Annotated in this window: 7 protein-coding genes; all 7 read right to left on the reverse strand. The window is 73.1% G+C overall.

Features of this window, described 5'->3' with window-relative positions; genetic code table 11:
- Window positions 1-46 precede the first annotated feature (46 nt).
- Window positions 47-2,272 carry a CDP-glycerol glycerophosphotransferase family protein gene (locus tag OG622_RS30600; RefSeq protein WP_371579836.1) on the reverse strand — a complete coding sequence of 742 codons (2,226 nt, stop codon included), beginning with the start codon at window positions 2,270-2,272 and terminating at the stop codon, window positions 47-49.
- A 5-nt stretch (window positions 2,273-2,277) separates the two neighbouring features.
- Complete coding sequence (locus OG622_RS30605) at window positions 2,278-4,446, reverse strand: CDP-glycerol glycerophosphotransferase family protein (protein ID WP_371579837.1); 2,169 nt, start codon at window positions 4,444-4,446, stop codon at window positions 2,278-2,280.
- A 128-nt stretch (window positions 4,447-4,574) separates the two neighbouring features.
- The gene (locus OG622_RS30610; protein WP_371579838.1) at window positions 4,575-6,845 is read right to left on the reverse strand and encodes a CDP-glycerol glycerophosphotransferase family protein; all 2,271 of its coding nucleotides are present in this window, start codon (window positions 6,843-6,845) and stop codon (window positions 4,575-4,577) included.
- Window positions 6,846-7,274: 429 nt separating this feature from the next.
- Window positions 7,275-8,192 carry a carbohydrate ABC transporter permease gene (locus tag OG622_RS30615; protein ID WP_371579839.1) on the reverse strand — a complete coding sequence of 306 codons (918 nt, stop codon included), beginning with the start codon at window positions 8,190-8,192 and terminating at the stop codon, window positions 7,275-7,277.
- Entirely contained in the window at window positions 8,189-9,553 is a 1,365-nt protein-coding gene (locus OG622_RS30620) for a carbohydrate ABC transporter permease (RefSeq protein ID WP_371579840.1), read from the reverse strand. The genes OG622_RS30615 and OG622_RS30620 overlap by 4 nt, the downstream gene beginning before the upstream one ends.
- A gap of 10 nt (window positions 9,554-9,563) precedes the next feature.
- Window positions 9,564-11,003, reverse strand: a complete 1,440-nt coding sequence (locus OG622_RS30625) for an ABC transporter substrate-binding protein (protein WP_371579841.1) — start codon at window positions 11,001-11,003, stop codon at window positions 9,564-9,566.
- Window positions 11,004-11,348: 345 nt separating this feature from the next.
- On the reverse strand, window positions 11,349-15,431 hold the full coding sequence (locus OG622_RS30630) for an FHA domain-containing protein (RefSeq protein ID WP_371579842.1): 4,083 nt from the start codon (window positions 15,429-15,431) through the stop codon (window positions 11,349-11,351).
- Window positions 15,432-15,717 lie beyond the last annotated feature (286 nt).

A 15,717-nucleotide genomic window follows, 5' to 3' on the forward strand; every position in this document is an offset into this window, starting at 1 on the left:
GGCCTTCATGACCGTGCCCTCATGACCGGTCTTCATGACCGCGCCCTCATGACAACACGAGGCCGGTGCTCGTCAGGGATTCGGCCGGCCTCGGCGCGGGCACCGCCACCACCGCCCTCTCACCCAGCATCAGCGTCCGGACGACCCGCTCGGCCGCCCGCCCGTCGTCGAACTCGCAGTACCGCTCCCGGAATCCGGCCCGCAGCCGCGCCGACTCCGAGTCCCGCCACTGCCCGGAGTCGAACAGCCAGGCCAGCTCCCGGTAGGAGCGGGACACATGGCCGGGCGGGTCCGCGGTGATGTCGAGGTACACGCCCCGGCTCGCCGCGAAGGCGTCCCGGTCGTCGGCGTGGACGACGATGGGCCGGTCCAGGTTGGCGTAGTCGAACATCAGGGCCGAGTAGTCCGTGACCAGGACGTCGGAGGCGAGCATCAGCTCCTCGACGTGCGGCTCGTCCGTCGCGTCCACGACGACACCCCGCCGATGCAGCTCGGCGAGCCCCAACCCGCGCGCCGGGCCGTCCGCGAGCGACGGATGCAGCCGTACGACGAGGGTGTGGGCCTCGCCCATGCTGCGGCGCAGGTCGGCGGCGAACCGGGCGAGGTCGATGCGTTCGACATGGCCGCCCCGCCGGTAGTCGCGGGGCGTGGGCGCGTACAGCACGACCGTGTGGCCGGCCGGGATGCCGAGCCGCTCACGGACCGGTGTGCCGCTGTCCGGTCCGGCGTTCACGAGGACGTCGTTGCGCGGACTGCCGGTCCGCAGCGAGGTGAAACCGCACGGATAAGCCCTGCTCCACACCAGCTCGGAGTGGCGGTTGGCGACGAGGCTGTGGTCCCAGCGGTCGGCCCGGCGCAGCATGTCCGGCACGTCCACGCCGAGCCGGGCGCCCGGCTTGTGCAGCAGATCGGCGCCCATGAACTTGAGCGGGGTGCCCTGATGGGTGTGGAGGTGGACGCTGCCGGGCCGCTTGGTGAGGGTGCCGGGCCAGTCGGCGTTGCCGACGAAGTACGTCGCCCGCGCGGCCATGCGCAGATACTCGGGCGAGCCCGGCGTCACGTACTCGACACCCGGAGGGAGCGCGGCCACCCGCTCCGGCCGCACCACCCACACCCCGCGGATGTGCGGCGCGAGCTCACGGGCGGCCTGGTACACGGCCGCCGGGTCACCGAGCACCCCTCGGTGCGAGAACGCCGAGTACAGGGCCAGGTCCGGGTCCTGCGGCAGCCGCTCGTGGGCCAGTGACCAGCCCCGTCCGACCAGCTCGGCACCGGCCGCCCGCAGGCGCTCCCCGTGTACGCCGAGCGCGGTACGGGCCCGGGTGACCTGTCGCCGGGCACGGTAGGCGGCCCAACCGCCCTCCAGCAGCCGGCACTCGGGGGCCACGGGATCGTGGTCCGACCGGTACTTCCGGTAGAGCTCCGCCGTCCGCCGGAAGAACTCGGCCCGGTCGCCCGACGGCACCCGGTCCGGCCCGGCGAGGATGTCCAGGCAGTGCGCCGCCATCCTGTTCCGCAGATACGACCGCCAACCCGACGCACCTGGACGGGAGTCCAGAAAGCCGAAGACCCGCTCGTACTGGTCATGCACGTCGAAGTGCCTACGGCTGGTGGTGGAGAGGATGTCGCCCCGCCGCCGCTGCCGGTGGGCCACACAGATCCGGTCCAGCGCGGCGATCCGCCCGGCGCCGAACAGCACGGGGAAGGTCCAGGGCGTGTCCTCGTAGTGGCCCGGCGGGAACCGGAAGCCGTGCGCCTCGACGAACTCCCGCCGGTACGCCTTGTTCCACACGACGGTCGGCAGTTCGAGGATCTCCGGGTGCTCGGAGACCGTGAACGTGCCTTCGCCGGCTGTGGTCAGGAGGTGTGCGAGGCTGTCGCGCCGCGTCTCGCCCCACCAGCACGCGCGGACGTGGTCGAAGACCAGCACATCGGGATCGCCGGCCTCGTCCAGCCGGTCCGCCAGCGCGCGCAGGGCCCCCGGGGTGAGGGTGTCGTCGCTGTCCAGGAAGAGCACGAAGTCCCCGGTGGCGTACGGCAGTCCGGCGTTGCGGGCGCGGCCGGGGCCCACGTTCGCGGGCAGATGCAGCACCCGTACGCGCGGGTCGCGGGCGGCGTACACGTCGAGGATCTCGCCGCTGCCGTCCGGCGAGCAGTCGTTCACGGCGATCACCTCCAGATCCCGGTACGACTGCCGCAGGACCGAGTCGAGGCACTCGCGCAGAAAGCCCCGGACCTCGAAGACGGGGACGATGACACTGAAGCGGGGCATGTCCGTCAGCTCCTCACGAGGGTCGCGGTGGCGGGCGCCGGGGCGGGGGTGCGTTCGGCGAGGGGCACGACGGGCGGCAGCGCCTCCGGCCGTTCGCCGAGGAACACCCGCCGGACGACCCGCTCGGCCGCCCGCCCGTCGTCGAACTGGCAGAACCGCTCCCGGAAACCGGCCCGCAGGGCGTCCGCCTCCACGTCCGCGTACGAGCCGTCGCGGAACAGGTCCGCCAACTCCCGCTCGGTACGCGCCACATGACCGGGCGGCGCGGCGGGCAGGTCGAAGCAGACGCCCCGGGTCTCCCGGTGGACGTCCCAGTACTCCGCGTGGATCACGATCGGCCGGTCGAGGTTGGCGTAGTCGAACACCAGGGACGAGTGGTCGGTGATCAGCGCGTCGGCGGCGAGGCAGACGTCCTCGACGGAGCGGTGCGCGGTGACGTCGATGATCCGGCCGTCGCTCCGGCGGGGGGTTGCGCCGTCGTGGAAGTGGTGCGCCCGCAGCAGCACCACGAACTCCTCGCCCACCGACTCGCAGAACGCCAACAGATCGAGCCGGGCGTCATGGCCGGTGGTCCGGTCGTGGGGGGCGTGATCGCGGGGGGCGGGGGCGTAGAGGAGGGCCTTCCGGCCCTCGGGCACACCCAGTTCACGCCGGGCGCGCGTCACGTCCTCGGCTGTCGCCGTGTAGTAGACGTCGTTGCGCGGAGAGCCGTACTCCAACTGCTCGTACGTACCCGGGAAGGCCCGCTCCCAGGTCTCCGTGGAGTGCCGGTTGGCGGAGAGGCCGAAGTCCCAGCGGTCCACGCGCTCAAGGAGGCCCGTGCAACCGCCGGACGCGGCGGCCACCGCCGGGTACGGGGCCTGGTCCAGGCCCGTCGTCCGCAGCGGCGTGCCGTGCTGGGTCTGGAGATGGACGCTGCGGGGACGCTTGACGACCGCGTCCGCGAAGTCGGCGTTGTCGACGAGGTACTTGGCACGGGCGAGGACCCGCCAGTGCTGCCGGCTGCCGATGACGGCGTACTCGACGCCCTCGGGGAGACCGTCCACCGCCTCGGGCCCGACGAGGAACACCGAGCGCAGACGCGGGGCGAGTTCGCGGGCCTTCGCCCGGACGGCGGCGAGGTCGCAGCCGACATCGCGGCCCCGGTGCGCGCGGTACACGACGAGGTTTCTGTCCAGCGGATGGCGGCGCTGGGCGGCGTACAGGGCGCGGGTCAGGGGCGCGCGGGGCCGGGGGAGCGCGGCCAGGGCCCCGGCCGCCGCCCGGGCGGCGACGCACAGGACCCGGAAGCCGGCGTACGAGCCGCTCGCGAGCAGTCGGTGTTGCACGCCGAGGGTGCCACCGGGCGGCTGGAAGACGGCCGGGCGGTAGTGGCGGTAGAGGTGCGTGGCGCGGCGGAAGAAGGCGCGGCGGAGGTGGACGGGCAGCCGCTCCGGGTGCGCGGCGCTCCGCAGCACGACCGCGAACAGCTGCGCGAACAACGCCTCCGACACGCCCCGTTCGGCCGTGGCCCTGGCGAGCACCAGCTCCACCTGGTCGAGCAGTTCGAGCTGGTGCGCGCCGGGCGCGTGCAGTCGGCTGCCCTGCCGGCGCAGCAGATGCCGTACGCAGACCGTGGCCCGCAGCTCGGCCGTACGGTCGGCGGCGAGCGCGACCATGCCGCTCCAGCCGAGGTCGGTGAAGTGGCCGATGGGGAACATGAGTTGCCGCTCGGTGAGGAAGTCCCGACGGTAGGCCGCGCTCCACGCCGGGGTCCGCGGACCGGTCGGGCGCACGACGGTCGTACCGCCCTCCCACCAGTGCGCGCGCTCATGCGCGAAGTACAGGACATCGGGGTCGTCGGTCTCGCCCAGCCGGTCCGCGATCGCCTGCAGCGCGCCCGGCGCGAGTGTGTCGTCCCCGTCCAGGAACAGGACGTACGCCCCGTGCGCCGCCGACAGCCCCGCGTTGCGCGCGGCGCTCAGTCCGCCCGAGGGCGGCGACTCGACGGGGGCCACCCGGGTGTCCCTCGTGGCGTACGCGGCGCTGACCGCCCCCGCGGGTGAGTCCGCCGCCGCCTCATGCACCGGAATCAGCTCGAAGTCACCGAACGGCTGACCGAGAACGGACTCCAGAGCGAGCGACAGGCGCCCTTCGACACCGTACGTGGGGACGATGATGCTGAAGCGGGGCATTCTTTCCTTTCGGGGGCGCGGGGAACTGCGCGAGCAACCACGACGGGGCCCGCGCTGGGGGTCGAAGGGGCGCATCCCCTGGATGGGGGAGGGGCGGGTAGGGGCGGCGGGGGCGAGGGGAAAGGCCGCTACGCCGGCGGGGAGCCGCCCAGGTCGGGCCCCGCCACGGTGGCCAGCGGAGACGACGGACGCGCCGCCGCGGCCGACGGAACCGGGTGACGGGCGGCCGGCGGTACGAAGCCGCCCGAGGAGGTGTCACCCAGGACGACCCGCCGCACCACCCGCTCCGCCGCCCGCCCGTCGTCGTACTGACAGAAACGGTCACGGAACGCGGCCCGCAGCTGCGCGGACCGCGACCCACGCCAGTGCCCCGTGGCGAAGATGTCGATCAGCTCGTCCTCGCTGCGCGCGACCGCGCCCGGCGGGAAGGAGCGCAGATCGAAGTACGTGCCCCGGGCCGCCTCGTACGCCTCCCAGTCCTCGGCGTGGATCACGATCGGCCGGTCGAGGTTGGCGTAGTCGAACATCAGGGAGGAGTAGTCGGTGACCAGGGCGTCCGAGGCGAGGCACAGGCTCTCCACGCTCGGGTGACCGGTGACGTCCAGGACGCGGCCGTGCGCCAGGTCCGTCAGCGGGGAGCCGTACGCGCGGTGGGCGCGGGCGAGGATCACGAAACGCGGTCCGAGCTTGCGCAGCACCCGCTCCAGGTCCAGGTGGGCGCGCTGAGAGTAGCGGTAGTCGCGGTGCGTGGGGGCGTACAGGACGGCGACCGCGCCCTCGGGGATGCCGAGGTGTTCCCGCACCCGGGCCACGTCCGTCGAAGTGGCCCTCAGGAAGACGTCGTTGCGCGGCGAGCCGTATTCGAGGGTCGTGTACGCGGACGGGTGCACGCGCTCCCAGACGAGCGTGGAGTGGCGGTTCCCGGACAGGACGTAGTCCCACTGGTCGCTGCCGCGCAGCGCGGCGGCGAAGTCCCTGCCACGCGCCGCCGCCGGCCGGTCCTGGAGGTCGAGGCCCATGCGCTTGAGCGGCGTGCCGTGCTGGGTCTGCAACAGGACCTGACCGGGGCGCTTGATCAGGCGCCGGTCGAAGTCCACGTTGTTCACCAGGTACTTGGAGCGGGCGAGCGCCGTCCAGTAGGCCATCGAACCGGGGAGCACCCGTCGGGTCGCCACCGGGAGCGTGTGGTGGTGCTCCGGACGCGCGACCCACGCGGTGCGCATCCCGGGGACGTACGTACGGAACGCGTTCTCCAGCGCGGCCGGGCTGCACTCGTAGCCCCGCCCGCCGTACGCGGCGAACACCGCCCGGTCGGCGCGCAGCGGGAGGAGACGCTGGACGCGGTAGTGGAGGCGCAGTCCGGCGGCGCGGAAGAGCCCGGCCAGGCCCCCCGCCAGGCGTCCGGCCCCTCGGCCCAGCCGCGCCCCGGCCCACAGCGCGCGGTAGACGCGTCGGCTGCCGAGCCGCAGGAGCGCGTGCCGGAGCCGGGCGCGGGCGCGGATGGGGGCGCCCGGGGTGCGGTAGCGGGCGCAGTGCGCGCGGACCGTGCGCAGGAACTCGGCGCGCGCCTCGCGCGGCAGCCCGTGGCGCCGGGAGAACACGGAGGTGAGGTGGTCGACCATGCGTCGGAACAGCACCGGACGCCACTGCGCCAGCTCCGGCCGCTCGTCGACGTAGGCGAACACCCGGTCGTACTGCTCGAACACGTCGAAGTGGCCGCGTGTAGTCGCCCCGAGCGCGCTGCCGTGGCGGCGCCGGCGGTGGTGGACGCAGACCCGGTCGAGGGTGGCGACGGACTCGGCCGCCATCAGCACGGGGTACGTCCACGCCGTGTCCTCGTAGATGCCGGGCGGGAACCGGAAGTCGTGGTCCTCGACGAACTCCCGTTTGTACGCCTTGTTCCACACCACCGGGCGGACGCCCAGCAGGCCCGGGCGGTCGTCCAGGCGGAAGGGGGCGTGGCCCTGCTCGGTGAGTCGGAGGGCGCGCTCGTTGCGGACGGAATCGCCCGACCAGGAGGTACGGGCGAAGTCGTGGACGAGGACGTCCGGTTCGCCGGTCTCCTTGACGCGGTCGGCGATCGCCTGCAGTGCGCCCGGAGTGAACGTGTCGTCGCCGTCGAGGAAGAGGAGGTAGTCCCCCCTCGCGTACTCCATCCCCTTGTTGCGGGCGGCACCCGGGCCCGCGTTCTCCCGCAGGCGCACGGTTCGCCGTACGCGGGGGTCGAGGGCCGCGGTCTCGTCGGCGATCGCGCCGCAGTTGTCGGGGGAGGCGTCGTCGACGACGATCAGTTCGAGGTCGGTGAAGGACTGGGACAGCACGGAATCCAGGCATTCGTGCAGGTACGCCTGAACCTTGTACGCGGGAACGATGACACTGAACCTGGGCAAGGAGGACATCCATGGGTCGGCGCGGGCATACTGCCCGGAAACGGCCGATGGGATGATTTGGTTACGCGGTGTATTCCATACGGGGGATATCCACGGGACTTGGGGGCGCACGGGCGTGAACTCGTGGGCGTGCGGGGTTTGTTCGCGCGGTTGGCTCCGCCGAGGTGGGGGCGCCCAGTAGCTCGGGGGCTGGGGTTGTCGGGCGGGTGCGGGCCCGGTGGGGCTTCTCGCGCAGTTCCCCGCGCCCCTAAAAGCCCAGGCCCCTGCGGGGCCTGAAAGACCACGGCCCCGCGGGCCTGAAGGGTGACGGCCGGTGGGCCTGAAAAGCACGGGGCGCAGCCCCTGCTTCTCAGGGGCGCGGGGAACTGCGCGAGAAGCCCACCGGGCCCGCACCCGCCGGCGCGTCCCCAACTCCCGAGCTGTCAGGCGCCCTTGCCGCTACTTCACCGCCCCCGCCATCACCCCCGACACGAACTGCCGCTGGAACGCGAAGAAGACGGCCAGCGGGATCACCATCGAGATGAACGCCCCCGGTGCCAGGACCTCGATGTTGCTGCCGAACTGCCGTACCTGCTGCTGGAGTGCGACCGTCAGCGGCTGGGAGCCGGAGCTGGAGAAGACCAGCGCGACCAGCATGTCGTTCCACACCCACAGGAACTGGAAGATCCCGAGGGACGCCAACGCCGGTGCGGCCAGCGGCAGTACGACCGTCGCGAACAGCCGAATCTCGCCCGCCCCGTCCAGCCGTGCCGCCTCCAGCAGCTCACGCGGGATCTCCGCGAAGAAGTTCCGCAACAGGAAGATCGCGAACGGCAGTCCGAAGCCGACGTGGAAGAGGACGACGCCGATGATGTCGCCGAAGATCCCGAGGTCCCGGAAGAGTCCGGACAACGGGATCAGCGCCACCTGCACCGGCACCACCAGCAGCCCCACCACGGCCATGAACCACCAGTCGCGGCCCTTGAAGTCCAGCCAGGCGAAGGCGTATCCGGCCATCGCGCCGATCAGGACGACCAGCAGCGTCGCCGGGACCGTGATCCAGATGGTGTTGAACAGGGCGTCCGTGACGCCGTCGTTCGCGAGCAGCGACTCGTAGCTCGCGGTGGTGAGTTGGGCCGGAGCGGTGAACACCTTCCACCACCCGGAGGCGGAGATGTCGGTCGGGTCGCGGAACGACGAGACCAGCAGCCCGAAGGTCGGCACCAGCCAGAACAGCGCCACCAGCAGCAGGAACACTCGCAGTACGCCGCCCGCCGCGCCGCTCGCGAGCCGGGCGCCGACGGAGCGTTCGGCGCGTACGGGTGCCTCGCGCGCCGGAGTCTTCGGCGCGGGCGCGGGGGTTTCGAGAGCGGTCATCGCTGGCGCTCCTTCCTGAGGCGCCGGATGTTGACCCACATCACCGGCAGCACGAGCAGCAGCAGGACCACACCGATCGCGCTGCCGAGACCGAAGTCGCCCCCACCGCCGTACGACACCAGATACAGCTGCAGGGCGAGGACGTTGGCCTCGTCCTGGGTGGGCTGGGGCGCGATGATGTAGACGAGGTCGAACACCTTCATCACGTTGATCATCAGCGTGACGAGGACGACGACCAGGACCGGCGCGAGCAGCGGAACGGTGATCCGGCGGAACACCTGCCACTCGTTCGCCCCGTCCACGCGGGCCGCTTCGAGCAGATTGCGGTCCACGCCGGCGAGGCCCGCCGCGATCAACACCATCGCGAAGCCCGCCCACATCCAGACGTACGACCCGATGACGGCCGGGGTGACGAGGGCCGGGCCCAGCCAGTCGATGCCGTTGTAGGGCGCCGCGAAGTTCGAGCCGGGCAGCCTGAGTCGAGCCCCGTCGGCCGACTCCGGCAGGCTGAACGCGCCGTCGGCGCCGCTGGTCGTGGTGGCGACGACCTTCCCGTCCTTCACCGCCTCGACCTTGACGCCCTTCAGCGCCTTCTCACCCGGGTCGACGGCCCCCTTCTCGCCGCCGCCACCGAGCCGGAAGTCCAGCCAGACGGTGCCGGTGACACCGTCGCCGGTGGCGGCTTCGGCCGCCTTCGCGTCCTGCGCGTCGCCTGGCAGGCGGTTGGGCGCGATGCCGACGAGGGGGAGGAGCGCCGGGCTGCCCGCCCGCACGGTCCCCTCCGTGGTGAAGGAACCCCCGCCGGACGCCCGCAGATCGCTCACCTGGGCGTTGGGCCGGGCCTTCGGATACACGGACTCGTCGGCGAACACGTCGTGCACGGACGTCACGACCGCGTTGGCGACGCCCTGGTTCGGATCCTGCTCGTACACCAGCCGGAAGATGATGCCCGCCGCGAGCATCGAGATCGCCATCGGCATGAAGACGATCAGCTTGAACGCCGTTCCCCAGCGCACCCGTTCGGTCAGCACCGCGAAGATCAGGCCGAGCGCGGTGACGAGAGCCGGGGCCACCGCGACCCAGATCGCGGTGTTGCGTACGGCGACGAGGGTGGAGTCGTCGGAGAAGATCTCCGTGTAGTTGTCGAGGCCCACGAAGCCGGAGCCGTCCGCGTCGAACAGACTCCGCCAGACCGAGTACCCGATCGGGTAGACCACGAGCGCGCCGAGCAGCACCAGCGCGGGCAGCAGAAACAGCACCGCCACCCACAGCCGGGTACCCGTCACGCTCTTGCGCGGTGCGGCGGGGGGTGTCGGCAGCGCGCCGGCGCCTCCCGCCGTCTTCGTCACGGCAGACGACATGAGGTCGCCGTCAGCCGTTCCCGTAGGCCTTCGCCGCGTCGGTCTCCAGCTGTTCCTGGGCGCCGGCCACGTCGTCGGGGCTCTTCAGGAAGTCCTGCAGGTCCTTCCACTCGCCCACGCCCTGCGTGCCGCCGAACGCCGCCGGGGCCTGGTCGGACATGTCGAAGCGGAAGTCGTCGCCCGCCGCGAGCAGCGCCTTGGCGATCTCCCGGGTGACGTCGTCCTTGTAACTGCCCTCGTCCATACCCTTGTTGGGGGAGAGGAAGCCGCCCTGCGCCGCCCAGATCTCCGCCGCGTCGGTCGAGGCGAGGAAGGTGAGCAGCGCCTGTGCGCCCTTGCCGTCCTTCAGCGCCACGGCCGCGTCGCCGCCGGTGACCACGGGGGAGTCGTCGCCGACCGCCGGGAACGGGAAGACCTTGGCGTCCGTGCCGATCTTCGCGTCCGTGTCACCGTTGATGGTGACGGCCACGAAGTCGCCCTCGAACACCATGCCCGCCGGGGTGTCCCCGCCGAAGGTCTGCGTGATCGACTTCGGGTACTCCGTCTGCAGCGCGCCGGACGCCCCGCCCGCGATCAGGTCGTCCTTGCCCCACAGCTCGGCGAGCGTGGTGAGGGCGTCCTTGACGGAGGGGTCGGTCCACTTGATCTCGTGCTTGGCGAGCTGGTCGTACTTCTCCGGGCCCGCCTGCGAGAGATAGACGTTCTCGAACCAGTCGGTGAGCGTCCAGCCGTCGGCGCCGCCGATGGACACGGCGGGCGAGCCGGCGTCGGAGAGTGTCTGCGCGGTCTGCAGGAACTCGGCCCAGGTCTTGGGCTCTTCGGTGATCCCCGCCGCCTCGAAGGCCGCGGTGTTGTACCAGACGAGGGACTTGTTGGCGGCCTTCGCGTAGACGCCGTACTGCTTGCCCTCGTACGCGCCGAGGTCCTTCCAGCCGTCCGAGAAGTTCTTGTCCAGTTGTGCCTGGGCCTCGCTCCCGAGCGGTTTCACCCAGCCCTTGTCGGCGAACTGGTGCAACACGCCTACCTGCGGCAGGAACGCCACGTCCGGCGGCTTGCCGCCCTCGATCTTCGTACCGAGGAACGTGGACGTGTTGTTGCCGGTCGGTACGAAGGTCACCGAGGCGCCGGTGCGTTTCTCGAACTCGTCCAGGACCTTCTGGAAGTTGTCCAGCTCCGGGCCCGTGAAGACCGCCGCGACCTCGAGCTTCTGGCCGTCCAACTTGGGGAGCCGCACGGTGGCCTCGTTGCCGCCGTCGTTGCCGTTGTCACCCTTGTCGCCGTTGTCGTCACCGCCGCACGCGGTGAGCGAGAGGGCGAGGGCGCCTGCGGCGAGGGCCGCTAAGGCTTTGGACGTGGGGGCTTTGGATGATGTGGGGGGATGGGTGGGCTTGCCGAGGGGATTGGGCTTGCGTGTGCGAACAATGCGACGAATGCAGTGGATGTTGCGCATCTCTGACCCCGTTCTCCGTGCGTCGTCGAACGTAGAGCGCTGTCCCGTGCGCTCTGGTCTACGCCGCGTGGTCGGGGGCGGCAAGAGCGCCTGCGGTGTCAACGTCGTGATCGTGACCGCGTCGTGACCATGTGGGGGTGCGGGGCCGCGAGGGCGCCGGGCGTCTCTTCGCCGCAGGGGTGCTTCGTCGTCGGCGGCTTCCCACCCACGGTGGTTGCCCGCGCAGTTCCCCGCGCCCCTGAAGGGGCCTGCGGCCCCGTGCCTCTCCAGGCAAGCACCCTGTCAGCGCCGGCAAGCGCCTCTCACCCCCGGCCCGGCACCCGGCGCCGGGTGCCGGGTGTGCCTTCACAGCAGGGACGGTACGTCCGTCGCCGAGACCTCTCGTGCCGCGCGGTCCAACGCGCTGGCCAGCAACGCCAGATCGGTGGGGCCGTTTCCCAACTCCCGGACGGGGCGTCGCGCCGGTGGGTCGCCCATCCGGGCCCAGTCGAGCGGCACGACGGTCGGGCGGAGGGTGGCGGTACGCGGGATGCGGCCCGTGACACGGCCCGCCTGGAACGCGGTCGTACGGCCCCCCTCGCCCAGCAACTCCCCCCGGCCGGGCACGGGTTCGTCCGGCCCCGGCATCGGCGCGCTCAGCACGACACGTCCGCCTGCCGCACGCCCCAGCTCACTCTCGCCCGCACGCCCACCGACGGTGTTCGTGGCGACGAGATGCACACCGAGACGCTCGCCCTCCCGGGCCACCGCCTCCAGCGCCCGTACGACGGACCCCGCCGCCGGTCGCCCCGTGGAGCCCAAGGGGGGTGACAGCAGGACGTCGAGGTCGTCGACGATGACGACGAGCCGGGGGAGTTCCGAAGCGGGGTTCTTCCCCGCCCCTCCCCTGCCGTCCTGATCGGTGTTCCTCCGGCCGGCCGCCGGCCGCAGTCGAAGTGTGGAGCTGGAGGACGAGTCGAGGTCGGCGGCCCCGCCCGATCCCGCCCGGGTGGCCCCGGGCACCGAGGCGCCGGGCGTTGCCGGCCCGGACTTCGCCGAACGCTGCGGGACGATACGGCCCGAGACCTCGAGCCGCGTGTGCCACTCCACGAACCCGAGCCCGCCCAGCAACTCGTACCGGCGCTTCAACTCGGTGATCAGGGACTGTGCGAACTCCCGCATCCGGACGGGGTCGTTGGCCGTGAGATGCGTACCCACATGGGGCAGGTCGGTACAGACCCCCAGCCCCTCCCCGGCCCGGCCACCACCGGCACCACCGGCACTGCCGTCCCGCCCGTCCACGAGGGCGATGCCCAGCCGGTCGGGCCGCTCGGCGGCGGCGAGCGAGGCGGCGACGGACCGCAGCAGCTCCGTACGACCGCTGCCGACAGGCCCCTCGATCAGCAGATGGGGGCCCTCGGCGACGAGGTCCACGGAGACCGGCCCGCGCGGCCCCGCGCCGAGCACGGCCCAGGCCCGTCCGCCGAGCGTCGTCGTGTCGTCGGCGGCGTCCGCCCACCGGGCCATCAGCGACGCCGGTGTGGCCCGCGCCAGCCCCAACTCGTCCAGCAGCCGCGCCGACTGCGGCAGCGGGGCCGACACCCGCGCCTGCCGGTCCCCGGCCGCCCCGTCCGTCCGCAACGGTGCCAGCGCCCGCGCGAACCGCTCCGCCCACGCCACCGACACCGCGTCCAGCGTGGCCACCGTGCCGTGGTTCAACAGTCCGGGCGTCTCGTCCGGGTCGAGCGAGGGGAGGTCCTGGGTGCCGGGATGCGTCCGCTCGTCGGCACCGGAGAGCGCGTTCCCCGCGAGGTCGACGTGGGTGTGCGTACGGCTCACCGCGGCGGGGTCCGCCCGAGCGGAGCCACGGGCGAGGTCCGCTCGGGCGGGCCGGTCGTCACGGCCGGAGTGGTCGGGGCGGGGGCGGCTCGACGGGGCGTCGGCGTCCGTACCGCGAGTGTGGTCGGCACCGCGCGCGTGATCGGCGGAGACGCAGGACGCGGAGTGCGCGGCCCCCGTCCGGCCGGAGCCGGCCGGACCCGATGCCCCGGAACCGTTCCCCGCGCCGTACCCGGCGGAGGCGACCCGCAGCAGCCGTAGCGCCGTGGCGACGTCACCGCTGAGCAGGGCGACGGCACCGCACGCGCGGAACGCGGGCGAGACCTCGCAGGCCGCCGTGTACGTCTCCGTCACCGGTGAGGCGGGCGACGCGGACTCGGTCTCGGCGAGGCACACGACATGGATCCCGGCCAGGGGCCCCTCCTGCGCCAGCCGCACCACGGCCTCCCGTACATCGGCACCTCCGGGGTCCCCGTCCACGATCACCACCGTGTACGGTCCCGTGAAGCCATCGTCGGCCGGTCCGTCCTCCCGGGCCCACGACGGCCGCCGCACGGCCCGCCGAGCGGGGCCGCCCTCGGCCGGCCCGTGCACCGCCCCACCGCGATCGGCCCCACGACCCGTGAGGCCCCCGGCCCCGGCCCCCGCCGCTCGACCGATGCCCGCGCCGGCCGTGCTTCCGGGCGCGTGTCCCGCCGTGTCCGCCGCGTGGTCCTCCACACGGCGGAGCAGCTCGTCCAGACGGGCCGTCGTCTGCTCGCGGTCGTAGGCGAGCAGGAGGCGGCAGTCCTGGCCGTGGGCGGGGCGGAGATGGGGGAGCCAGCCGAGCCAGGACCAGTCGGCGGTGCGTTCCTCGGCGGAGCGGGAGCGGTCCGCGCTGATCAGGACCAGTTCCAGGGCGTCGGGGGAGTGCAGCGCGGCGAGCTGGGCCACGACCGCGCGGGTCAGCCCCATCAGCCGGGGGCGCGGCCCGGCCAGCCCCAGCGCGCCGACCTCACGCAGCCCGGTGGTCACCGGCACCGCCGGCAACAGCCCCGATCCGTCCGGCGCCACCCGGTCCGTCGTACCCAGCCGCACCGCCAGCGCCTCCGGGTGCCCCGGCCCCCGCTCCCACAGCCGGGCGCCCGGCCCGAGCGCGGTGAGCAGCAGGGCGGCGGGATCCGGCCATGTCTCCGGCAGCCGCTCCCCACCGGCCGGGAGCACCGAGGCCATCGCCCCGCGCTCGTCCTCGTCGTCCTCCGCGTCGTACTCGTACGGGTCGTACTCGGCCCCCGCCTGTCCCCGCCCCCCGGCCAACCGCCGAGCCCAGGCACCGAACCCGCCCCGCTTACGCACCCCACGCGGCACCTCCGTGCCCCGAAGGGGAGTGCCCTTGCGCGTACCGGACTCGACGGGCCTGTCGCCGTCCCCGGAATCGCCCACCCCACGAGAGCCACCGGGGCCGTCGGGAGCGCCGGGCTCACCGGCACGACCCGGTCCACCGGAATTGGTGGGCAGCCCGGACCCGCCGGACCCGCCGGAATCATCGGTATCGCGGGGGGCACGGCCACCACGGGCAGCGCGGCTGTCGCCGACGCGTCCGTCGCCGACACGGCCGTGGCCCACGCGGCCGGGGGCTTCCGCCCCGCCTGCGCCCGTCGCGCCCCCGTGTACGGGTTTCTGGCCGGCACCGGAGGCGGCCGTCCGCCCCGTGGTGGCCGTGGAGGACCCCGTACCCCCCGCCGTCCGCTCGATCCCGGGTACCCCGCCCTGCCCCGGCACGGTCCGCCGCTCGGCACGCCCGTGCCCCGGGGCGTCGGCCCCAGGCCCGCCCGCAGGTCCACGTGTCACCGCGCCGGAGCCGGAGCCGCTATCGGCCCCCGCGCCCGTCCCGGACCCCGTACCCCCGCCTGCCGAACCGAAGTCGTCGCCGTCTGCCGGCGTCCGCACCCCGGCCGTCACCCGGACATGGCCCTCCCCGTCAGGCGTCGTCCCTATCCCCCGGGCCCCCGACGACGAGGCCAGGCGGAGCGCGGACTCGCCGATGCGGAGGAGGGCGCCCGGGGCGAGGCGGACCGGGCGGTCGCCCACGCGGATGCCGTCGAGAGCGGTGCCGTTGGTGGAGCCGAGGTCGACGACGGAGACGCGGCCGTCGGCGGCGAGGGTGACCGCGCAGTGGAGGCGGGAGACGTCCGGGTCGTCGAGAGGGACGTCGGCGTCGGCGGAGCGGCCGATGTGGATCTTGCCGCCGTGCAGCAGATGGACGCCGCCGGCGTCGGGGCCGGCCACGACGTGCAGTTGCGCGGCGGCCTCGTCGACCTCGGGGCCCGATTCGGAAGGGGTGCCCAGGGAGAGCACGGCGCCGTCGATGAGGGGTGGCTCGCCGAGGGTGCAGCGCTGGGCGTCGAGGCGCTCGGCGCCGGCGTACAGCACAACCTGCCCGCCGCCGACCTCCCGGCTGCGCTCCAGCCGCTCCGCACCGCCGTCGCCGACGGCGGAGGCGAGGCCCGAGGCCACGGCGGCCAGCGCCGTCCCGGCGGGCGCCGTGACCAGCACGTCGCAGGTTGTGGCACGTCCTCGCGGCTCAGAGGGCGGTCCCAGCGGGTCTACGACGGTCAGCCGGATCTGCATCGCCGTCAGCGGTCCCTTCCGCGCGGGCACCCGCGACGACGAGGACGAGACTGCGCGGTCCCCACCGCAGACTTCCCCCACCGCTCACGGGCACGTCGGCCAGTTCTGGAGGCATCCTCGCACCTGTCACTGACAACACGCCCGCCGCCCACCACCAAGTGATCTTGATTGGTCGGCTCTGCCCCCAAAAGTGCCTGACCAGTGCCCGCTAGTTGATCACTTGAGATCGGTCACGTCCGTATCGCGTCCGCATCAGGGCCGGGGTCCGTCCGTATCCGGAACCGTG

Source organism: Streptomyces sp. NBC_01314 (genome assembly GCF_041435215.1).
GTDB lineage: Bacteria > Actinomycetota > Actinomycetes > Streptomycetales > Streptomycetaceae > Streptomyces.